This is a genomic window from Paenibacillus sp. FSL H8-0332, from assembly GCF_037963835.1.
GTDB classification, from domain to species: Bacteria; Bacillota; Bacilli; order Paenibacillales; family Paenibacillaceae; genus Paenibacillus_AQ; species Paenibacillus_AQ rhizoplanae.
On record NZ_CP150145.1, the window covers coordinates 3,397,356 to 3,420,242 of the forward strand.

The 22,887-nt window shown below is 48.6% G+C and carries 21 protein-coding genes; all 21 read left to right on the forward strand.

Annotated elements, in window-relative coordinates:
- Positions 1-53: 53 nt before the first annotated feature.
- The 21 genes from NST43_RS14700 to NST43_RS14800 all read left to right on the forward strand — a co-directional run bounded on the left by NST43_RS14700 (position 54) and on the right by NST43_RS14800 (position 22,808).
- Complete coding sequence (locus NST43_RS14700) at positions 54-1,463, forward strand: helix-turn-helix transcriptional regulator (RefSeq protein WP_339225068.1); 1,410 nt, start codon at positions 54-56, stop codon at positions 1,461-1,463.
- Positions 1,464-1,651: 188 nt separating this feature from the next.
- Positions 1,652-1,867 (forward strand): aspartyl-phosphate phosphatase Spo0E family protein, encoded by a 216-nt coding sequence (locus NST43_RS14705; protein ID WP_339225069.1) that lies wholly within the window; start codon positions 1,652-1,654, stop codon positions 1,865-1,867.
- Positions 1,842-2,519, forward strand: coding sequence for a response regulator transcription factor (locus NST43_RS14710; protein WP_339225070.1), 678 nt, complete (start codon positions 1,842-1,844; stop codon positions 2,517-2,519). The genes NST43_RS14705 and NST43_RS14710 overlap by 26 nt, the downstream gene beginning before the upstream one ends.
- A gap of 305 nt (positions 2,520-2,824) precedes the next feature.
- Positions 2,825-3,523 (forward strand): HAMP domain-containing sensor histidine kinase, encoded by a 699-nt coding sequence (locus NST43_RS14715; protein WP_339225071.1) that lies wholly within the window; start codon positions 2,825-2,827, stop codon positions 3,521-3,523.
- Between the two features lie 92 nt (positions 3,524-3,615).
- Complete coding sequence (locus NST43_RS14720) at positions 3,616-4,329, forward strand: ATP-binding cassette domain-containing protein (protein WP_339225072.1); 714 nt, start codon at positions 3,616-3,618, stop codon at positions 4,327-4,329.
- Positions 4,326-5,111 (forward strand): ABC transporter permease, encoded by a 786-nt coding sequence (locus NST43_RS14725; protein WP_339225073.1) that lies wholly within the window; start codon positions 4,326-4,328, stop codon positions 5,109-5,111. Before NST43_RS14720 ends, NST43_RS14725 begins: the two co-directional genes overlap by 4 nt.
- Positions 5,108-5,857 carry an ABC transporter permease gene (locus NST43_RS14730; RefSeq protein WP_339225074.1) on the forward strand — a complete coding sequence of 250 codons (750 nt, stop codon included), beginning with the start codon at positions 5,108-5,110 and terminating at the stop codon, positions 5,855-5,857. The genes NST43_RS14725 and NST43_RS14730 overlap by 4 nt, the downstream gene beginning before the upstream one ends.
- A 99-nt stretch (positions 5,858-5,956) precedes the next feature.
- Positions 5,957-6,385: a VOC family protein gene (locus tag NST43_RS14735; RefSeq protein ID WP_339225075.1), complete on the forward strand. Its 429-nt coding sequence runs from the start codon at positions 5,957-5,959 to the stop codon at positions 6,383-6,385.
- Between the two features lie 317 nt (positions 6,386-6,702).
- Positions 6,703-8,949 (forward strand): hypothetical protein, encoded by a 2,247-nt coding sequence (locus tag NST43_RS14740; protein WP_339225076.1) that lies wholly within the window; start codon positions 6,703-6,705, stop codon positions 8,947-8,949.
- A 269-nt stretch (positions 8,950-9,218) separates the two neighbouring features.
- Positions 9,219-10,943, forward strand: a complete 1,725-nt coding sequence (locus tag NST43_RS14745; protein ID WP_339225077.1) for an ABC transporter permease subunit — start codon at positions 9,219-9,221, stop codon at positions 10,941-10,943.
- 11 nt (positions 10,944-10,954) lie between these two features.
- Positions 10,955-12,241, forward strand: a complete 1,287-nt coding sequence (locus NST43_RS14750) for a nitrate/sulfonate/bicarbonate ABC transporter ATP-binding protein (protein ID WP_339225078.1) — start codon at positions 10,955-10,957, stop codon at positions 12,239-12,241.
- Positions 12,228-12,620 carry a GNAT family N-acetyltransferase gene (locus tag NST43_RS14755; protein ID WP_339225079.1) on the forward strand — a complete coding sequence of 131 codons (393 nt, stop codon included), beginning with the start codon at positions 12,228-12,230 and terminating at the stop codon, positions 12,618-12,620. Before NST43_RS14750 ends, NST43_RS14755 begins: the two co-directional genes overlap by 14 nt.
- 173 nt (positions 12,621-12,793) lie before the next feature.
- Positions 12,794-14,539 carry an ABC transporter ATP-binding protein gene (locus NST43_RS14760; RefSeq protein WP_339225080.1) on the forward strand — a complete coding sequence of 582 codons (1,746 nt, stop codon included), beginning with the start codon at positions 12,794-12,796 and terminating at the stop codon, positions 14,537-14,539.
- Between the two features lie 234 nt (positions 14,540-14,773).
- Positions 14,774-15,610: a class I SAM-dependent methyltransferase gene (locus tag NST43_RS14765; protein ID WP_339225081.1), complete on the forward strand. Its 837-nt coding sequence runs from the start codon at positions 14,774-14,776 to the stop codon at positions 15,608-15,610.
- A 92-nt stretch (positions 15,611-15,702) separates the two neighbouring features.
- Positions 15,703-16,734, forward strand: coding sequence for a hypothetical protein (locus tag NST43_RS14770; RefSeq protein ID WP_339225082.1), 1,032 nt, complete (start codon positions 15,703-15,705; stop codon positions 16,732-16,734).
- Between the two features lie 36 nt (positions 16,735-16,770).
- Positions 16,771-17,073 carry a MazG-like family protein gene (locus NST43_RS14775; RefSeq protein WP_339225083.1) on the forward strand — a complete coding sequence of 101 codons (303 nt, stop codon included), beginning with the start codon at positions 16,771-16,773 and terminating at the stop codon, positions 17,071-17,073.
- Between the two features lie 101 nt (positions 17,074-17,174).
- Positions 17,175-17,363, forward strand: a complete 189-nt coding sequence (locus NST43_RS14780; protein WP_209994753.1) for a hypothetical protein — start codon at positions 17,175-17,177, stop codon at positions 17,361-17,363.
- Between the two features lie 113 nt (positions 17,364-17,476).
- Positions 17,477-19,033, forward strand: coding sequence for a BCCT family transporter (locus NST43_RS14785; protein ID WP_339225084.1), 1,557 nt, complete (start codon positions 17,477-17,479; stop codon positions 19,031-19,033).
- 292 nt (positions 19,034-19,325) lie between these two features.
- On the forward strand, positions 19,326-20,273 hold the full coding sequence (locus NST43_RS14790) for an ABC transporter permease subunit (RefSeq protein WP_339225085.1): 948 nt from the start codon (positions 19,326-19,328) through the stop codon (positions 20,271-20,273).
- Positions 20,274-20,286: 13 nt separating this feature from the next.
- Complete coding sequence (locus NST43_RS14795; protein WP_173137617.1) at positions 20,287-21,156, forward strand: carbohydrate ABC transporter permease; 870 nt, start codon at positions 20,287-20,289, stop codon at positions 21,154-21,156.
- A gap of 65 nt (positions 21,157-21,221) precedes the next feature.
- The gene (locus NST43_RS14800; RefSeq protein WP_339225086.1) at positions 21,222-22,808 is read left to right on the forward strand and encodes an extracellular solute-binding protein; all 1,587 of its coding nucleotides are present in this window, start codon (positions 21,222-21,224) and stop codon (positions 22,806-22,808) included.
- Positions 22,809-22,887 lie beyond the last annotated feature (79 nt).

A 22,887-nucleotide genomic window follows, 5' to 3' on the forward strand; every position in this document is an offset into this window, starting at 1 on the left:
TATCAACTATGCGCAAGCTTTTAATCCTATTTTATGGAAGGAGGTGTAATGGTTTGGGATCGGTAAATTCTATCCGGGAAGAACTACTAGCGTATATGAACAGAAATCAAATGATACATTCACATTTTGCCGAGTTATCGGGTATCAATTCAGGTACGCTCAGCCGGATTTTAAAAGGCAACCATCCAATCTCTATGGCACAACTTGTTGCAATTACTGCTGGAATGAAGCTGCCGGAAGACTATTTTTTTGAAGACTACATAGAGGAATGCTTCTCTTTTGTAGTCTCCATGCGGCGGATACGACCCTTTATTTTCCGATGTGCAGAATTAGATCGTTTGGATTGTCTTGAACAGGTTGTGAACCGTCTGCTGGAGGATTTGTCTTATGCCTCTGTACTGTTTGAATTCGCTGAACATTTTTATTGGGACAATAAACGCCAAGCTGCAAGGATACTGTATCAGGGTGTGAGCGAAGCCGAAAAGTATCAGCATTCCGAACGGTTAGCGTTTTGTCAGTACCGTTTGTTTCGGATTGAAGTAGAAGAACAAGAGGATCTGGAGGAGAAGCTACGTGCAGCTACTCAATTTGAGTTGTATGTAAACCGCTTAGACGCAGCCGATCAGCTCGATGCAATGAAACAGCTAATGCATATTTATGGTTTGGTACACAAGTGGAAGAGAGTAGACGATCTCGCTAAAGAAATGCACCGCATTGCATCCGTTCAATATGAGCTGGAAAGCCGCCGATCTGACACAATAGATGAAGGGTTGAAGTGTCCCGAACGTCCTTTCTACTATTATATCCTGTACGCTAACTTAGCTAGAGCAACTTCCAGCGAAGAGTGCGGCGACTACAAGCAGGCATTATCCTTTGTGAAATTGTATGCAAATGGTGAACGCTGGGTTCGGGAGAACAATGAGCAATCCAGGCAGATCATTGCACAATTTTCAACATGGGCTGTTGCTAACACCTATCTGTACCGGTTAATGTCTGGAGAATTGGATGTAATAGATGAGTACGCTAATTATATAGCGCTTCAGGAGAATGAAATATTTATTGCAGTGCGTTATATCGTTCAAGCGGCGAATGTATTTAAGCTTAATGTCGATAGCATCTTGGAGCGGTTCGCGCCATACATACCTTATGAAACCAGCAAGACAGAGTTTGGCGAATACAAGCAGACCATTCTAAAAGAGAGCTATGCGCAATTCCTCATTGACCTTGCAATATATCATTTCAATCAAAGAAAGAGTAATGAGAACGCTTTAAACACTGTACTGAAAAGCTTGGAAATATCAATTACGATCAACAGCAGTAAAAATATAATTGCTTGTATGACTCTTTTTGAGGAGTATAGGGATTTCGCGGATCAAAAACTGCAGGAAAGATTTAAAAAACTATCAAGTGAGGTGTATCAGCTCCATGCGAAAAAAGATCTTATTCTTCTTGACGCTCTGTAGTGTTTCGATTGTCATTTCTACGACGTTAACCTTGGTGACTACGATGGGGCATGGTTGGGGAACTTAATCATTTTCGCGAATATATGCAGGGGTGCTCCTGACGTTTCGGGGGCGCCTATTTTTGTGCCATTAAACAGACATCCTATTATCTGTCATAAAATCCTAAGATAGCATAAAGGGAGGATTCTATGGTGAACAGAAATATGCTCGTGCAAGTCCGTATTGAACGTGCCCGGAACCGGCTTCACATCCTGGCGGAGAAACATCATGATCTTCAGCACCCTGCGGTCCTTAAGCAATCCATGGTATTGGATGAATTGATTAACCAGTATAATATGGAGGGAGAGCAGCAGAGATTAATAGAGAGCAGGAAATCACTTGAGAACAAGCATACTTTATATTGAAGATAATGAGAAAATCGGCACTTGGGTCAAAGAGGAGCTGGAGCAGCGGGGATATACGGTACAGTGGCTGTTGTCCGGTGAGGGAGCAGAGACTGAGGTCGCGCAGTATGATGTCGTTATTCTGGATATCATGTTACCGGGCTTAGATGGATTCACTATAGGCAAACGCTTGAAAAAGGCGGCGCCTGCTGTGCCTATTCTACTCTTAACGGCCCGAACCTCAATAGATGATAAGGTAGAAGGCCTACAATTTGCCGACGACTATTTAACGAAGCCCTTCCATACGGATGAACTCGTGGCAAGACTGGAAGTATTAATCCGCCGAAGCGCTGGAATTCCTTCCGAACGTATTTCATTAGGAGAAGATATTGAAGTAGATCCGCATGTCCAGATGATATACGACAAACGCACGGGAGAAGAAATTATCCTGACCGGGAAACAACACCAGATTTTGATGTATTTCTTACGCCACCCTAATCAAGTCCTGACCAAAGAACAGATCTATGAAGCCATTTGGGGAGAAGTATATATCACCGGCGATAAAACATTATTGGTACATATCCACCGCTTGCGCCAGAAGCTGGAACGCCACCCGGACTCGGCGGAGATTATTGAAACATTAAAAGGAATAGGTTACCGGGTGAAGCTATGAGACAGAACCGGTCCTTATTCCGCCGTTTTCTTAAAGTGCATTTTCTGTTTATCTTCCTCCCTCCCATGGTGCTTATTTTCATCTCAGCATTCTTTGGGACTACTGCCCATGGGAATAAGGTCAATACGTTATTTCTGTTTTACGTCACGCTGCTGTTGTTTTGTTTCATTATAGTCGCCTTCGTTGTTATTTCATGGCTGTTCTTCTTGAGGCTTCGCAGACGTCTTACCCGATTACAGGAGGTGATGTCCTTCTCAGCGAATCACCATTCATTCCCCGAACCCGTCCTGGTTCAAAGGGATCGTATGGATGAGATAGACCAGCTGGGAGACTCCTTTAACTGGATGATCCAGCAGCTTCAAGACAGCCGCAAGCGGGAAGCTGAAGAGGAGCTTTTACGGCATCGGCTCATTGCGAATTTATCTCACGATTTACGGACGCCACTTACCATTTTGAGAGGACATGTCACCAAGTTAAATAAAGAACCCATCAGCCTGGAGGGGCAAGACTCCTTGACTGAGATCAACCATACCATTACAAGAGTCGGGGATTTAATGGACGATCTGCTCTCGTATACGCTGCTTACAGCAGGGAAATATCCCTTTGAGCCTGCCCCCACAGATATGGTCCGTTTAGTAAGAGCCTCTGTTGCGGCGTGGTATCCGGTATTTGAAGAGAACGAAATTCAGCTCGAGGTTGATCTGCCGTCAGAGAAGACATTTTATTGGAGAATAGATCCTAAGTGGATGACACGGGTGCTGGATAATGTATTCCAGAATATTCTGCGCCATGCCGCAGAGGGGAGATATGCTAACATTGTGGCGGATGTGGAACAAGAACGGATCATTGTGGCCGACAGAGGCCCGGGGATGGATAACTCTTCGTATGAGCATGGGGCGGGGATGGGCTTATCGACTGCAATTTATATGTTGAACCAGATGAAGCTGAACGCTGACTTCGCCTCCAATGTGAACGGCACGAGCGTAACGATTGGCAGAGCTTAACCTAAAGTTAACCCGGAAGTAAACAGGCGGATCACCGGGATGTAACTTTGCTTCGATATCATTAGAGCCATAACAGAAAGGAAGTGTTATGGTTGCTTACGATTCATAATCTGGTCAAACATCGCGGAGCAGAGGTCATCTTATCGGGGATCAGCTTTAGGGCGAGACCTGGCAGGATCACAGGCTTTCTGGGTCCAAATGGCGCAGGCAAAAGCTCCACCCTCCGTATCCTGCTCGGTCTCGACCGGGCCACCTCCGGCAGTGCGCTCATTCATGGCAAGCCATACGCAGAATTAGATCATCCCCTGGCTACAGTAGGTGCGGCACTGGATGGCTCCGGCGCTCACCCTATGCGGACAGGACGGGCACATTTGCACTGGATTGCCCGCGCCGCAGGCTTGCCCCGCTCACGGGTTGAGGAAGTGCTGGAACTAACAGGTCTGTCTGACGCCGCCGGCAAAAGGGTCCGGAATTATTCCCTGGGGATGGGGAAAAGACTTGGCATGGCAGCAGCTCTGCTTGGCGATCCGCAGCTGCTGGTGTTGGATGAACCTGTCAACGGTCTTGACCCCGAAGGAATCCGCTGGATTCGGACCTTCTTGCGTGAACGCGCTGCCTCCGGGAACACCGTGTTACTCTCCAGTCACCTCATGGGAGAGCTTGCCGAGACGGTTGACGATGTGGTGATTATTAAGCAGGGAACCATCGTTGCAGACGGAACCTTGGACGAGGTCATAGGCCGCCATTCCTCGCTGGAAGAAGCCTTTTTCGCCCTGACTGCCAGGCAGGCAGGTGACGGTGCATGAGAGCATTCCACGCAGAACTGTCGAAATTATTCTCTCTGCCGGGCATTTGGCTCGCTTGTCTGATTGGAGCGCTCGCCCCGGCAGTCATTGCAGCCTTGGACGCCATAGCCGAGAAAGAGGCGATTATAGCTGGAATTAGCACACGGCTGCCCGAAATGGGCTATAGCGGATTAGGTCTTGGTGTTCAAGGTGCCATTATTCTTGGCGTGCTTGCGGTCAGCAGTGAATATGTGACAGAGGGCAGTGAAGCGGGTGGAGGACAACAGATAACCACAAGCCTAGCGGCGGTTCCATCCCGGCTTCATTTCCTGCTGGCCAAAGCAGGTGCAGTGACAGTGATCAGCCTGCTGCTTAGTATGGTGGCCATTCTAACCACGGTGGCAGCAACGCAGCTCATTCTTGGGGACTATACACCTGAATTTGAAGGGTCCAGATTGATCGGTGCAGTGTGTTACTGGACATTCACGGCACTATTCGCCCTTGCGTTGACTTTGCTGACTAAGAATGGCATCATCCCGCTTGCTGTACTCCTAATTAATTCATCTCTTGTCTCCTTCAGTGTCTTGCTGTACAAGGTTACCAAGCTTGCGTTGTACTTACCGGACCGGGCTGGCTTTGAGATGTTCATGTTTACGGGCGGCGGGGTTCACACCCCGGGGACAAGCCCCTTATTCGTTCAATATCACACTCCGTTCACTGGCGGCTTAATCATGTTTGCCTGGGTAGCCGTGCTGCTCATACTTGCAGTCCTTGTGTTCCATAGGAGGGATGTTGCAGCATGAGTATCTCTTCCGGCAGGAAGATTACACGAATCTTTGGTGCTGAACTGGATAAATTAGTTACCCTTCCGATGATAAAACTCACTCTTACGGTTACATTCATTCTTAACTTCGTGATAGCCGCAGCATATACTTCGGTTGCTCTGCAAGGGGCAGCAGGAACGCAAAGTATTTTGAATACAGGACTTGCCTCGATGAGCTATCTTCAGGCAGGGTTCATTATTCTGGGGATCTTAGCGGCTTGCTCCGAGTATACGGGCGGACAGATACGAACGACTCTAACTGTGATGCCCTGGCGAGGTGTTCAGTTATCCGCGAAGATGCTGGTATTAGCGATGATTACCCTTCCTGCAGCGTTTATTAGTGCCGCATCAGGTGTGCTATATGCTTTTATCATGCTTGAAGACAAAGCACTAATGGCCGAGATAGACACAGTGATACTGACCTTAGCAGGTGCAACAGGCTATCTTACCTTAACCGCACTGCTCAGTGCAGCGGTAGGTGCTATATTAAGACGAACCACCCCTGCTGTAGTGATGCTGCTCAGTTATTATTTCATTGTCAGTCCATTGTCGAGAGATTGGCTGCCTGAATTTTTTCCGGATAAGGCTGGGCAGATTATGTATATGCGGCATTCCTCTAATGATCTGAACGTTCTTCCCTCTTTGCAGGGGGCGGCTATTTTAATGAGCTGGACACTGGTCCTTTGGGCCACAGCGGTTGCCTGTTACCGTAACCGGGATGCCTAAGAACAGACTAATGATTGAATGGCAAGGCCGCTGGACTTAGGGACGCTAAGTATATTAACATTAAAAATAATCTATTTAAAAATCTAAGGAGTGAAACGAATGTCAGTTGATGTTAATCTTATTTTTAATGGGAATGCTCGTGAAGCCGTTGAGTTTTACGCAGAGGTTTTTGGGATAGAAAAAAACCATTTTATGACCTTTGGAGAATTCCCCCCTCATCCAGACTATCCTCTTCCTGAAGAAGCCAAAAATTTAGTTATGCTCTCAAGACTTAATATTGATGGAAGCAATGTAAGGTTCTCTGATGTTTATCCAGGTTCGCCATTTATTGCCGGAAATAATATAAGCCTTTCCTTAGTTAATGCTGACATGGATAGAATTAAAGCTGCATTCGATAAACTTAAAGTAGGCGGCACTGTAGTCATGGAGCTTCAAGAAACCTTTTGGTCCAAATTATACGGTGGCTTAATAGATAAATTCGGGATTACTTGGCAGTTTAGTTACGAGGATGGTTCCATGAACATGTAATTTTAAATATACACGGAACAAATATTAAAGGATATAGAACTTTTCTTAGTGTTCATGCCTGCTTCAATCAATCGTTCATTAAGTAAGCATCACTTATTCTTGGCCTGTTCTTGGTATGACAAACGCTAATTTTGAGTTTGAGCCTTTTAAGTCCTGCCTTTTTCGCAAAAAAAGCCTCTAGCCGATTCATGCTTGAACCTTCAGGTGAAGGTTATAGTAAGCGTGTATCCAATGGCGTATTTGCGCCATTAACCCTACATAAATTGCATTTATGACGTATATACATATCTTGTAACGTGCAGAGGAGCGAGCAGGCGATGAGAAAAACATATTTATCCTTATTTACTCTGGTATTCTGGATTCCTGCGGTGATCCTTAGCTTCCTGGTCTGGAACGATTATTCCGGCTATGTGCGCAATGCAGCGGATCGCCTGCACCCGGTCAAAGCGCTGTATTATCTGGACCAGGGCAAGAAGGTGCTTGCGGTCACGGACAGCAGCAACGGGCTGATGGCGACGTTGTATGACGCTGGCACCCGTAAGGCTGAGCAGGAGGTGGAGCTGCGCTCGGACATCCACCGGCAGCGGCTGGTCTCTTATCAGGCCGGTAAGCTGGTGATCGCAACCAAAGATAAGACAGGTCTGCAGGTGAATGTTATTGATCCGGCGGATGGCGCAAAAGAGCTGGTACAGGGAAGCTTTAATATTCCAACATTTCTGAGCTCGGATGGACATGAATGGCGGGGCCGATTACTGTTCGCCGGGGCGGATAAAAGCTCAGCGGTCCATGTGGCAGAAGTCAGCCAGGCTCAGCTCCATTACGCGAATCTGAACGGATCAGCCGGGCTTCCCGCACGGCCGGTCTCGATCCGTGAAGCCTCCTTCAGCTTCATGGACGGGTATCAGCTTCCCTTCTATGAACTGGGACTCAAGGACGGGCGTACTGCTTATGCTTCTGCCCTCTTCGGCAAGGACGGCATACCTCTACTTGGGCTGAAGTGGGAGCAGGAGAGTGCTCCCGAAGCGCAGAAGAGGGTAGGGCAGGAGTTTGCCGCGCAGTTCGGACTGGACAATACCCGGCTACTGCGGGTAAGCAGCGAATATCCAAAACAGGTTCACTATTATAATGAGGCCGCAGGTAAATGGGGCGAAGCCGTCAAGACTCCGGAGCCGGTCTATCAGGCCAGGCTCTTCCCGCTGAACGACCAGGAGACGCTGATTGCCGGGTCCACCACGGAAGATGAAATCAATGGTGCCGTACATGGTTATTTGTATCATGGGCAGACCGGGGAATTTACGAATGTCAATGCCGCGCTTAAGACATTATCCTACGATCAGCTGCAAGATCCGAAGCTGAGCTTCTATAAAGAAGCGAATAATGATACACTGTACTATTCAAGTCCTGATTCATTGGGAGGCTGGCTGCTTGTCAAGGAGGGGCTTAGCGGACAGATCAGCAACGGGGAGCTGCAGCAATGGCAGATGGCTGCCGGGGAGGATCAATTATCTGCAGCGACCTTCAAGAACTATGTGCTGACATGGAATGCCCTGGTTGTGAACTGGGTGATCTGGCTCGTTATTCCTTTACTGATGGTGGTGGGACTACTCTGGCTGCCACAGCTTCTCATCCGTAAGCGGTGGCATAAGCTGGCCGAGGGGGTTCTGATTCAAGGCACGGTTATGAATCTGGCCGAGACGGGGATGCTGGTCAACGGACAACCACAGGTCCGGCTTACCGTCCGTTTCACGGACCAGGGCCAGAGTAAGGAAGTCCAGATCAAGCAGGTCATCTCTTATCTGAACCCGATCCGTCCAGGCGATCAGGTGATGATTAGCTATAACCGGAGCAAGCATAAGGCGATCCTGGTACGGGAGAGCGAGCTTAAGAACCAGGCGCCTCCCCGGATCATTCATGATGCGGTCTTAAGACAGATGGAAGCCTGCGGACCTGTAAACCGCGGGCAAGCACTGCTGCTGCACTTTGAGGCAGCAGGCCAAAGCTACAGTGTGCCTGTGGTTCAGCCCTCCGGCTTCGTCTACCGTACCGGAGAACGGGCAGATCTGATAATCACAAGCGGCAACGCCCGTTTGTTGAGATATGGTCCTGCGGAGCGGAGTGATCCGGCAACCCAGCTCACCTTAGAGGCTGAAATTACAAGAGTTCAGCGGTTGCCGGTGAAGATTGCCGGCCAGGATCTGCTGCTGCTTGAGATAGTGATGGTGAACGGGCAGGAACGTCTGAGCAAGGTGAACAGCCAGTTCGTCCCGGAGAATCTGGAAGTCACTGTAGGCGCGGTAGTTCCCGTAACTGCAAAGCCGGAGGAGGTTGCGCTTCAATCGCGGCTTCTGCAAGGCAAACAAGGCAGTGCCAGCGTTCGATCGGTCGACTACCGGGGAACGACCGGCGACCGGCCGCTCGCCACGATCACCGTCGAACGCGGCGGACAGAGCTACCGGATCCGGCAATCTATAGAACCGGTGTATGGCGTAGAAGCCGGGGATGAATTATGGATTGCCTACGATGAGCGCACCGGGGAAGCCACTATTGTTAATTATGCGACTTAGCAATTTATTATATGGATGCGGGAAGGGGAGAACGGATGATGGACAGTAGCAGTCGAATATGCGGTTCTAGGAATTTTAGGTTCCAGTTAAGCAGGAAGCACAACCTTCCCCATTGCAGTATAGGTCTGTCTTATTCAGTCTGTCTTCAGGGCCCTCTTGATGGCTGAATCGGACAGCCCTATATTTCTCATGAATGAAGGAATGTGCAACTCTCCCTGCTGATGCAGAGGAGAGTTTTTTTGATTTAGCTCAGATAGGAGTTGTTCACGATGCAATTGAATTTATTCAATAATGGTAATCCAAAAAGAACATTCGGCTGGGCGGATATTCTCGTCATTTCCTTGTTGTTATCCGTCCTGTATGCCGCAGCGAAGCTAGGCTCGGGGATGCAGGTACCTTTAGATCCAGAGGAACTGTCCTCGCTCAGTCTGGACCCCAAATGGCTGCCTTATTATGCAGGCCGCTCGCTGCTGCGGATGTTTATCGCTTTTGGAGCATCCCTGATCTTCACCTTCGTGTACGGCCGCATCGCGGCGTATAACCGGACTGCAGAGAAGTTTATGATTCCCGCCATTGATATCCTGCAATCCGTTCCTGTACTTGGATTCCTGTCGGCTACAGTACTGGCCTTCATGGCCTTGTTCCCGGGCAGCCTGCTCGGCGTGGAACTAGCTTCGATCTTCGCTATTTTTACCAGCCAGGTCTGGAATATGACCCTTAGCTATTATCATTCCCTTAAGACGATTCCGCGCGAGCTGAATGAGGCTGCCGCGATGAACCGATTGGGCGGATGGCATCGGTTCACGAAGCTGGAAGCCCCCTTTTCGATGATCGGTCTGGTATGGAACAGCATGATGTCATTTGGCGGAGGCTGGTTTTTCCTCGCAGCCAGTGAGTCGATCAGCGTGCTGAACCAGGATCTGCATCTGCCTGGAATCGGGACATACATGGCATTGGCCGCAGATGACGGCAATATTAGGGCGCTTATCTATGCGATCCTGACGATGGTTGTGCTGATTGTGATGGTAGACCAATTATTCTGGCGTCCGGTGATTGCCTGGAGTCAGAAATTCAAGAATGAACAGACGGAAGCAGGCGAAGCGCCAACCTCCTGGGTGTTAGAGCTTCTGAAGCGGGCCAGCTTTGTTCATTATCTTAACCGTAAGCTGCACGGCGGCGTTCATGACGGATTCCTGCGGCTTGCCACCCGAAGCGCACAGTTGAAGCTGCCTCATGTCCCGTCAAGGGTCAAAAAGGCCCTTCAATGGCTATTCCTGTCTGCGGCCGCTGTGCTGATGCTCAAGTATTTGTATTCAGGCATTCTCGAGATTGCCCAATTAAGCTGGGGCGAGCTGGTTCATGTGGTGTACCTCGGCCTGCTGACCGCACTGAGGGTAGTCGTCTCAACACTGCTGGCTGTAATCTGGACGCTGCCTGTAGGCGTGTTCATCGGAACAAATCCGCGGCTGTCAAGAATTGTTCAGCCTGTTGTACAGGTCCTGTCTTCTTTTCCGGCCAACATGGCGTTTCCAATATTCACGATTCTGTACCTGAAGTTTGGAATATCGATGGAGATTGGGGCCATTCCGCTGATGATGCTGGGTACACAATGGTATGTATTATTTAATGTGATTGCCGGGGCGATGGCCATTCCTTCCGATCTCAAGGAAGCCGCGGTAACTCTGAAATTGACGCGCTGGCAGACCTGGAAGACGCTCATTCTTCCCGCTGTTTTCCCCTTCCTCGTCACTGGCTGCATTACGGCAAGCGGAGGCGCCTGGAACGCCAGCATCGTCTCCGAAATCGTCTCCTGGAAGGATCAAGATCTGCAGGCAGCCGGGTTAGGTACATTCATTGCGCAAGCCACCACGAACGGGAACTGGCCGGAGATCATCTGGGGTATTCTCGTCATGTGCTTGCTCGTTGTGATCGTGAACCGTCTGGTGTGGCGCAGGCTGTATGCCTTAGCTGAAAGCAAATATCACTTGGATTAGAGGTGTAGAACATGACCACAGCATTGATTGAATTAAAGCAAATCACCAAACGTTATGATCAGCCGAAGCAGGCAAATGTGAGTATTCTGGAAGATATCAACCTTCAGATTAAAGAAGGCGAGTTAGTCTCGATCCTGGGACCTTCGGGCTCGGGGAAATCGACGCTTCTGCGCATCATCGCAGGTCTTGTGCCGCCTTCTCAAGGCTCGGTGCTCTATAATGGACAAGAGATAACCGGTACAAATCCGGGCGTCGGGATGGTGTTCCAATCGTTTGCATTATTCCCTTGGCTTACGGTCCTTGAGAATGTGAAGCTGGGACTGGAGAACAAACCGCTGCGCGAAGCCGACAAAATGCGTAAAGCACTCGCTGTCATCGATATGGTTGGTCTGGACGGCTTTGAAGGGGCATACCCCAAAGAATTATCAGGAGGGATGCGCCAGCGTGTGGGCATCGGCCGGGCGCTCGTCATGGAGCCGGATATTCTTCTGATGGATGAACCTTTCTCGGCTCTTGACGTATTGACCGCAGAGAATCTGAAACGCGACTTGCTGGAGCTGTGGACGGAGCGGCAAATTCCTACCAAATGCATTATTATGGTCACCCACAGTATAGAGGAAGCTGTCTATATGTCAGACCGGGCGATCGTCTTATCCAGAGATCCCGCCCGTGTGGTCTCCGATATTCCCATTGCGCTGCCGCACTGGCGGGATAAGCAAGAGCCGCAGTTCACCTCGCTGGTGGACCGCATCTATTCCATACTGACCCAAAGGGAAGTGAAGCCTGCCGGTCCGGCCGAAGAAAAGCAAAATACCATCGAGAAAATACCACCGGTTCCGGCAGGCGCCCTCACAGGCTTCATTGAACTGATTGACGATCTGGGTCAACAAGTGGACTTGTACAAGCTGGCCGATCAATTAAGTCTGAAACTGGAAGATTTCCTGCCCATCGTCGAGGCGGTGGAAATGCTGCAATTTGCTACGATTCTGCAAGGAGATATCGAGCTGACAGAGGTTGGACATCAATTCGCCGATGCAAGCGTCCTGTTGCGCAAGGAAATTTTCAAGGCCCAGGTGCTGGAGCATGTTCCGATCATGGACAAAATCATCTGGATTCTGCAATCAAAATCTAATAACAAGATGGAACGGGCCTTTTTCGTGGAGATTTTTGAGAAGCATTTTGAGGCAGAGGAAGCCGCACTTCAACTGGATATCCTGATCGACTGGGGCCGGTACGCGGAACTGATTGCCTACGACAAAAAAGCAAAGGTGTTGTATCTGGAAAATGATTCAGATTAACTTGGACATTCGCGCGGAGGAGGTTCCCGGTTTAAGAGAAGCCGTGGGCTGGTCAAGAAGAGACTCTGACTATCCAGCCCTGTTTCAGCGATGCAATTTCTGGGCGGGAGCCAGAGATCCCGAAGGGAGACTCATCGCTTTTGGCTATGTTGCCGGAACGGGTCTGGAGCACGGGTATATGGAGGACATTATCGTCCATCCAGATTATCAGAGGCGTGGAGTAGGACAGCAGCTCGTAAAAAAACTATTAGCTGAATCCACCTTACGCGGATTGGAAATTGTTACCCTCACTTATAGCCGTGAGCATAAGGAATTCTATGAAAAGTGCGGATTCTCGTCTACAGCGGCCGGGATCTGGCGGGCGGAGGAAGGAAAGTAATTCATACAAGAACTGAGAAGCCAGCGAACCCTCATGGACGCTGGCTTTTTGGCGACCGTAAACCGACAGTAATTCTATAATATGTAAGGTGATTTACTATTATTAGGCAGGTTAATTCCATCTTCCCGATCCGTTATGATTACATAATCTGCGCCCTTTGAAGGAGGTTCTGCATGCCTATGAATCCGACCCGGACATTGATTAAGGAGATATTGTCTGACAGCAAGAGAACTCTTTTTTTGATTCTATTCTTCAATATCTCAGCCGCATTGGTCTCGACTCTTCAGCCCCTCCTGTTCAAAGACCTGTTCGACGACATCCTGCCAGACAAGCAGATCGGGACGGCTGCATTCTATATGCTCCTGCTTATTCTAATTCCCGTAATCTACGCCGCCTTGAACAGCGTCACCTCTTATTACAATAATGAGTTGGGTAACCATTTATCCAAGAATCTGCGCCTGCGGCTGTTCTCTGACGTACTCCAGACCCGGCCAAGTAACGTGTACAGCATCGGCAAGGGCGAAATCATCAACCGGATCACTTTGCAGGTGGGGATGCTGTGTGAAATTTTCGTGGTAGACACCCTGATGTCCATGGTATCGAATGCTATTCTGCTGATCGCTACCCTGTGGATCATGTTCTCGATGAGTACCGAGCTTACACTCGCGGCCATCCTCTCATTCCCTCTATGTATGTACGGCTTCAAGCGCTTCAGGAGCAAGACAGAGCGCCTGGATAAGCAGTATCATGGTATTTTGGATAAGGGCATCAATTATTTGAATGATTTCTTCACGAATCTGAAGGCGGTCCACAGGTGTAACGGACATCAGGCAGAGCAGAAGCGCTGGAGGGAGTGGAATGACGAGGCGTGGAGGATATCCAGACAGTCCAGGCTATTTCATCATGTGGTGTTGAACCTGGTCGCGGATACGGTCATTTCCATCATTACGGGCATCATTTACGGCTATAGTCTGTTCCTGATTCTAAAAGGCCGCATCTCACCAGGCACATTGCTGGCCTTCATTGTGATTCTTCCAAGGCTGTATCACATTTTCAAGTCGCTGTTAACGCTGAACATCGATAGGAGCCGGATGACGGTCATTATTAACAACCTGAATGACATCCTTGAACTGGAGAAAATCGGATCGGGAGCTAACGCTCCTGACTATAGCCGTGTCCCCCTCCTGCAGATGAGGAATGTCTCGTACCGGTACGCTCCGGCAGATTCTTTTGGGATCACGGACTTTAATCTGGAGATTCAGCCAGGAGCCTTCGTGGGGATTGTTGGATTAAGCGGCTCAGGAAAATCTACGATATTCGAGCTGATCCACAGGTTCATAGAGCCGGATGAAGGAGATATCTGCCTGGACGGCGTTCCGATCCAAGAACTGGACATTCATGAACTAAGACGATATGTCGGCTATTCCCCGCAAAAGGGAGTGTTATGGAACAAGTCCATTCTTGACAACATTATTTATCCTTTGCAGAAGGAAGACATGAATGAAGAGACATGGCGGAAATTCAGCACTGCTGTTAACCTTGCCCATGTAGACCCATTTGTTCTATCCATGCCTGAACAATATGACAAGCAGGTGGAGAACCACGGCGACAATCTCTCCGGCGGCGAGATCCAGCGGATTCTATTAGCACGGGCCTTCATGAGTGAACCCCGGATTCTGATGCTGGATGAGTACACCTCAGCTCTCGACGCCTTGACAGAGAGTGACCTGAACGATACCCTGCTGAGCCTGAAGGGGAAGCCGACGATCCTGGTAATCGCGCACAGGCTGTCCACCGTGAAGAATGCAGATGTCATCCTGGTCGTGGATAAGGGCCGCATTGTTGAGCAAGGAAGTCCGGCAGAACTACTGTCCCAACAGGGGTTATATTACAAGATGGTGGAGAAGCAGAAAATTTAGACGAAAGAGGACCTCAAGCCCAAAACTTCTCCGGAGTCACGGTAGTCCCACACTGAGGAACTTTTGTTTGGAAACTTTAGTTTGGGAAATTTAGGATGCCAAATGAGCCGAGGCTTAGTATAATAGGTGCAGACGGATTCCAAGGAGGTGGTGGTTGTATGAGTGCAGGCGATATTAGCGACATTAGCGGCATTACTCCGATGTTCCAATTGAATATGAAAAGGAGAGGCTTTCATGAGCTACAACCCCGAAATCCCGAGAACCCGGTATGACACCTATGGTGACCGTGAATGGACACGGCTTACGAAGGATGGGCCAGGCGAGCTTTTGTATCAGGTGCATCTGGATATTCTTCAGCGTTACACTAAGCCTACAGATACCGTGCTGGAGATTGGTGCAGGTTCAGGCAGGTATACTAAGGACCTCGTGACCATGTGTTCAGAATTGACCGTTGCTGACCTGTCCAGCCATCAGATTGAATTCAATCAATCCAAAATGCAAGAGCTGTCCCTGGCGGACAGAATCAAGGCGTACCATGTACTAGATGTGCTGGATATGAGCGTGTTTGAAGATGCTTCATTCGACACTGTGGTATGTATCGGCGGTGTAATTAATTATCTCTTGGACAAAGAGACGGATGGAATCCGGGAGCTGCTAAGAGTAATGAAGCCGGACGGGATACTGATTCTGGGTTCCATGAGCTTCATCGGCTCTTCCATGTATTATCTGGACGGCATCCGTTATGAGAAAGACCAGTTCGGCATTGAAGCTACCAAGTGGATCATGAACACAGGGATACAAGACGAAGAGCATTATCCCGTTCCGAGCAAGCATTACGTCCATATGATGAGAAGCGCTGAATTAGATGCTTTATTTGCCCAGTTTCCGGTTAATATTCTGGAGAGAAGCTCCGCTGGACTATATACGCAAGCTGGAGACGCTGCCTTGGAGAATGCCCGGGAGGACCAGGAATTCTGGAAGCTGATTGTCGAACAAGAAATTGCGTTCACCAAATTACCTGGCACGCTTGATTGTGGGATGAATCTCATCTACGTGGTGCGCAAGTTATAAGGCTGTCGCTCTATAAGCATGGCTTAGTCAAAATCCCGTCTGCCACAAACAGGCGGGACTTTTCATATCCAAACGAACGGGGGATCACGGGAATGGGAGTATGGACTAGTTCTATGAACGGCGCACCTTGGACCAAAAGTAAAATGAGTACAGCGGTGAAGCAATTGCGCGAACGGGCGCTTATTTCGTATGTCATCGATGTGGACAAGCTCCATGATCTGCAGGAATTAGATCAGCATGTATTTGCCGAACGCCCGGATCTGGTCTTGTCAATTAGCCAAGTGGACGGGAAAGTGCGCTATCCGGAGGAATTGCTGCAGACTTTAGCGGAACTACAGCACATCACAGCCTTAGAGTTGAATCTGTTTCATAGTGTGGATCTGAGTGTGCTTGGCAAGTTAGCGCGGCTTCAGTTTTTATCCATTTCGGCCAAAAAGCCGATTGACCTAAGCTTTCTCGCAAGCTTCAAGCAGCTGCAATATCTCTCGGTCCATGGACCATTTCAGGACTTAACGCCGATAGGCGATGCTTCCAGCCTGGATACCTTAATCTTGCGGACTACGATTCATGAGCTGGAATTTGTGCGCCGGTTGCCAAAGCTACTGTGCCTCTTCATTCATGACTCCATCTTGAAAGGATCACTGGAGGCGCTTGCAAATTCTACAGTCCCCATGCTGAGTCTGGCGGCTATCCGTAACTTAACGGAGGTGGGTGCTTTGGAGTCCATGAGCAATCTTACATACCTGCACTTATCCTTGCCGAAGCTTGCGGCTTTGTGTGACTTTTCGAATATGCCGGGGCTCATACAGCTTGAACTCGATCAGATGAAATCCCTGGAGGATATTGATCCTTTATGGACCGCAACGAAGCTTGAAATGTTACAGCTAAGAGAGATTTCAGCAGCTGTGACCGCGAAGGAGTTAGAGCCTTTGACCGCAATGGAGCATCTGAAGCAGGTGGACTTCCAGTTCCTTGATCTCAAAAAAGGAAGGATCGCAGCCTTACGTGAGTCGTTTACCCAGGCAGGCAAGAGCCACCTTCTGTATGAGAATATCGCCGAAGCCCAGCGAATCCAGCCCATGATGTTAGTGCATTTGCGCAAGCATATGGGATTAGTTCAATAAGTTAGTTCAATAAGACAGAAGATAGGAGTGATCACAGTGATTGATTTAGTACAACTCCAGAAGAGAGTGTATCAGAACAAGCTGGAAAAGGGGTTCAATATCACAGATATTTATCAGGAATTCTGCCTGACCCACGGCGAACTGTCTGAGGCCTGCGATGCTTACCGGAAGAAGAAAGACGACCTCGGTGAAGAGTTGGCTGACGTTGCCATCTACCTGATTGGACTGGCGGAGATTCTGGGGATTAACCTGGAAGAAGAGATTATGAACAAGATCGACAAAAATGAAAAGAGGAGCTATGAGAATAGGGACGGAGTGCTAATAAAAGTGAAGGAGTAGAGCGCATTCTCCAATCTTCGTGCATAAGCACCCCGATAGTATGGAAAAACTTCTATAGTGCAGATAAACAGCATGAATAGATTTCTCAGGAGGTTAGCGTGATGACAACTCAGGACCCGAAGGAGCTTTTGAAGCTGAAGCATGAGCAGGACGAGGAGAAGAGACAGTTCACTACCTTTGCCCGGGCTGTATCCGAAGACGGGGAAGTAGAAGCAGGTCAGGAATTCAGTCATGACCGGGTGCCTGACGACCAGAACCGTATGAAATCGGTGGAGAACAGACAGAACTGAGCAGGACCCTGACGGAAAAGTACAATGGATGGACCCTCAGGAAGCCTTTTATGCGTTCCTGAGGCTTTTTTTGTTTATTTTGTATACATACACTACTCATGGAGGTTCATTTAATGGTTTTTATCATCTCAATTACTATCGTAGCGATTTTTGCAATATGGGGAGCAGTGGCGCCTGACCAGATGGCCAGTACCGCTAATGCCGCGTACACTTTTTCCATTCATAATTTCGGCTGGTTCTATTTGCTGGCGACTCTGTTTTTCTTGATCTTCACTTTTTATTTGGCCTTCAGCAGGTTTGGCAGTATCCGGCTGGGTGACGATGACGATGAACCGGAATATTCCACAGTCTCCTGGCTGTCGATGCTATTCAGCGCAGGAATGGGGATCGGGCTTGTCTACTGGGGAGTGGCTGAACCGCTGTCCCATTATTTATCTCCGCCGGAGGGCGTAGCGGGAGGGACGACAGAAGCTGCACGGATCTCCATGCGCTATTCTTTTTTCCATTGGGGACTGCACCCATGGGCCATCTATGCCGTCATCGGATTGACACTTGCTTATTTCCAGTTCCGCAAAGGGTACAAAGGCTTGATCAGCTCAGCGTTTATTCCTCTACTCGGGGAGCGGCTGGTATCCGGCTGGCTGGGCAAGGCCATTGATATTTTGGCGGTGATTGCCACTATATTTGGGGTAGCGACTTCGCTGGGTCTCGGGGCTCTGCAGATTAACGGAGGTCTGCATTATTTATTCGGACTTCCGAACACCGTAGCCGCTCAGATTGCAATTATTGCGGTAGTGACCGTGCTGTTCCTCATCTCCGCTACCAGCGGCTTGGACAAGGGAATCAAAATCCTCAGCAACACCAACCTGGTGATCGCCGTTCTTTTGATGCTGTTCGTATGGATAACGGGTCCAACCTCGTTTATCTTTGATACCTTTACAACCACATTAGGCAGTTATCTGCAAAACATCGTCAATATGAGCTTGAGGCTAACGCCTTTTTCCAAGGGAACCTGGGTCGGGGCGTGGACATTATTCTATTGGGCCTGGTGGATTGCCTGGGCACCCTTTGTCGGAACGTTTATCGCGAGGGTATCCAAGGGAAGAACCATTAAGGAGTTTGTCATTTGCGTGCTGATTGTACCGAGTCTGTTCGGATTCGTCTGGTTTTCGGTATTTGGCGGAACGGGCATGCAAATGGAGCTGTTCGACGGTGTCCAGCTGGCTGAAGCCGTTAAAGGAGATACGACCACCGCCCTTTTCGTCATGCTGGAGCAATTGCCCTTAGGCACCCTTGTATCGTTAATAGCTACGATCCTGATTATGATCTTCTTCATTACATCAGCCGATTCGGCTACCTTTGTACTGGGCATGCTGACCTCAGACGGCAAGCTGAACCCTAGCGCAAGAGTCAAATTAACCTGGGGAATTCTGCAATCCTCCATCGCTGTAGTGCTGCTGATTAGCGGCGGATTAGGCGGGCTTCAGACCGCTTCCATTGTAGCTGCGCTGCCTTTTGCCATTGTTCTGATCGGCATGTGCTTCTCCCTGCTTAAAGCGCTCAAGGAGGAGGACAAAGAGCGCCGTCAACGGGAAAAGCGCCAACGCCAAAAGCTGAAACGGCTGCTGGAGGAGCAAGAAGCGGCCCAGCCTAATGTTGATTCCATTTGATCATTCATTTGTGGTGTGTGTTAAAGATCACAACGGATACTCTTAGGACAGAGCCTAACGGGATGAAGCTAGTTGTAGAGAACTTAGAAAAAGATTTCGGCGCGGTTTAGCTTGAAGTAATATACAATGTATGAACCCTCAGGAACGCGATTCTAGCGTCCTGAGGGTTTTTTCGTAATCAGCCTTCATTCATAATTCAGATTAATATCTTATAAGAAATTCTTGAAATCACAGAAATTTGTCCGGGTAGGGGGTGCTACTATACAACTATAAATAGAGACGAGGTGATGAAATGCAAGCGAAATTGGCAGCGGACGCCATTCCCCTCTCCAAAAAGCGGAACTCATGGATAAGGACGATAAAAAAGTATAAAGTGATGTACGCGCTCTTGTTCCCGGCATTAATTTATTTTGCCGTATTCAAATACATTCCTATGGCGGGAATCGTGATTGCTTTTAAGAACTATAACCTGGCTTTAGGACTATGGGATAGCCCGTGGGTGGGATTTAGGAATTTCACAGACTTTATGAACGGCGTTTATTTCTGGGACATCATGAGAAACACGATTATCATATCGCTCTATAAGCTGTTGTTCGGTTTCTCCGCTCCTATCATTCTGGCTTTGCTGCTTAACGAAGTGTATACCCAATGGTTTAAGAAAATCGTCCAAACGATCACGTATTTACCCCATTTTCTGTCATGGGTCATTGTGTATGGAATGATGGTGGCTTTATTAGCCCCGGGGGATGGTCTGTTTAACATGATTTTGAAGGAAGCTGGAGTGGAGCCTATCTCCTTCCTGACAGAACCTGCCTGGGGCAGACTGCTGATTATCTTATCTGAAATATGGAAGGATATTGGCTGGGGAGCAATATTGTACCTTGCCGCATTAGCGGGAATCGATCCAAGTCTATATGAAGCGGCTAGAATGGATGGCGCTTCCAAATCGAGACAGCTCTGGCATGTAACCCTTCCCGGCATTCGGGGAGTTATGATTCTGATGCTGATCCTGAAGTTAAGCCATATCCTGGATGCTGGTTTTGACCAGATATTCATGTTTGCCAACAGCTTCAATCAGGAGAAGATCGACATTATCGACACCTGGGTATACCGGGAAGGGCTTGAGCGGCTTAAGATTGGCCTGGCTACGGCTGTAGGATTGTTTAAAGCGGTCATCGGATTTATTTTAGTGCTGACGGCGAATAAGATCGCCAAAAAATTCGACGGGCAAATCTGGTGAGGGGGTGATCGAAATGATCAATTTAACAATCGGGGAAAAAGTCTGGCAAGCCGTCGTTTATTTTATTCTGATTCTGCTATCCCTGCTGTGCTTACTCCCCTTTCTATATGTGGTTGCAGTCTCAGTGACCCCGGAATCGGAAGTGCTAAGAAGAGGAATTGTGATTATACCAGAGACCTTTACCTTTCTAGCCTACAAAGAAGTATTCATCTCTCATGGCATCGGGCAGGCCTATAAAATCACCTTATTCCGGACGATTGTAGGCACTTTGCTGAATGTGTTTTTTACGGTAATTGCAGCGTATCCCTTATCCAAAAAATATTTGCCGGGGCGAAGCCCATTCCTGCTATTCATTGTCTTCACGATGATGTTCGGGGGAGGATTAATTCCGACTTATTTATTAGTCCGCTCGCTGGGATTGCTGAACAGTCCATGGGTACTGATCATTCCACAGCTCATCAGTGCCTTTAATCTGGTCATCATCAAAGGATTTTTCGAGCAATTGCCCGCAGAAATCGAGGAATCAGCGAGGGTAGACGGGGCAAGTGAGCTTCAGTCGTTATGGCGGATCATTTTACCCCTGTCCTTGCCCGTCCTGTCCACCATCTCCTTATTCTACGCAGTCGGGCATTGGAACAGTTACTTCGATGCTATTGTGTATATCAATGATTCGAGCCTGATGCCGCTTCAAGTCATCTTGCGTAACATCCTGCTTAACGTCGCCACCCAAAGTGCTGATTCGCTTGCCAATTCCGGAGCGGTGAGTACGTTCGCAGTGCAAATGGCTGCAGTTGTTGTGACTACCGTCCCGATCTTAATCGTCTACCCCTTTATGCAAAAGCATTTCACCAAAGGTGTACTCTTGGGGTCGGTCAAAGGTTAAAAAGCATTTCAACCGGAGTTGTTACGGGGAAACCGTGATAATATAGAAGCAAAGGAGAGGTCATTATGCAACGTAAAGCGATTTCATTGGCTATTCTGGCAGCAATGGTCGGGGTGGGAACGGTGTTGTCTGGATGTGGGGAAGCTAAAGAGGATACATCGACAGCTCCAGGTAATTCACAAGACCCGTCGAGTCCCTTTAAAACTAAACTAAAAATCTCGATGTTCAACCAGGGGACGTTCAATGCTGCTGCTCCGATTCCTCCCCGTGAAGAAGATATCCAGCGTCAAATGCTGGAGAAAGCCGTCAACATCGACCTGGAAATGATGATTCCTCAATCCGGGCAAGCAACGACTAAATTAAATACGCTCATTGCCGGCGGAGATATTCCGGATCTGATTTTCTTGAAAAGCCGGGCGGATCTCGCGCAATATTATGATCAAGGTGTTCTTGCGGATCTGACACCGTATCTGGATCAATTCCCTGAATTGAAGAAACGGTTCAGCAGCGACTCCTGGGAGGCGGTGTCCTATCAGGGACAAACCATTGGGGTTCCCGGTTATGATAATGTGAACGGGATCAGCCGAAGCTACTTCATCCGCCAGGACTGGCTGACCAAGCTGAATATGGAAGTGCCCACGACACCTGACGAGCTCTTTGAAGTTATGAAAGCCTTTACAGAGAAGGACCCGGACGGTAACGGCAAAAACGATACGTACGGCTTCATAGGCGGTATGAATAAAGAAGGCAATCTGCAAACCTACGGCTTCGATAGCCTGATGTGGATGTTCGGCGTCAATCCGCCATCAGCCATTGATGTGAAGGACAATGAACCGGTGTTCCTGTTTACCGACCCCAAAATGAAAGAAGCGCTCGCCTATATCCATAAAATGATGGAAGCCAAGGTTGTAGATCCGGATTGGGTGACGATGAACACGCCCGATTTGCTCGACCAAAAGCTATTTAAGGGGAAAGTCGGCTTCATGATCAGAGACGCCCGCAGGCTGGAACCGGATTATCAGCAGAAAATGAAAGAAATCAGCGGAGAGGTGCCGGAATGGATCGTGATTCCTCCAATGACAGGTCCTTATGGTGATCAGATTGTAGAGAGAAAATCGTTCCAGGGCAATTCATGGGCCATCTCCAAAAAAGCGGATAAGGAGAAAATCATCCGCATCTTGTCCATGCTGAATTATTTCTTCACGGACCAGGAAGCCTATCCGAATTTTGCATACGGGATCAAAGGGATTCATTGGGATGTGGTGGACGGCAAGATCAAAAATAAAACCTCCGAATTATCGAAGGATATGAAAGAAAAGTACCTATGGGTCGATCATTATAGAATGCCGCGCCGCGGGGATGATGCGGAGTACTTCAGCTTCCAGAATCCCAAGACGGCAGAAGCTTTTGAGAACAACCAGCAATATGTGGCGGCTACCTTGCCCGGGAATCTATTGACTGAAGACCCGAATGATTCATTGGCAGCCGACCGCCAGCGTTACATTAATGAGAGCCTGGTCAAATTCATGACTGGCAAAGAACCTCTGTCGAACTGGGATAATTTCCTCGATACACTGGAGACCAAGTTTGACATGCAGAGATATAAGGAATCTGTAATCAAACAATTCAAAGAAGCAGGCTTAATCAAGTAAAATCAAACGAAGAGAGCGGCTAACCTTAGCCCCTCTCTTTGTTGTCATATGCTATGATTTGTTCAATACAGATGCAGAA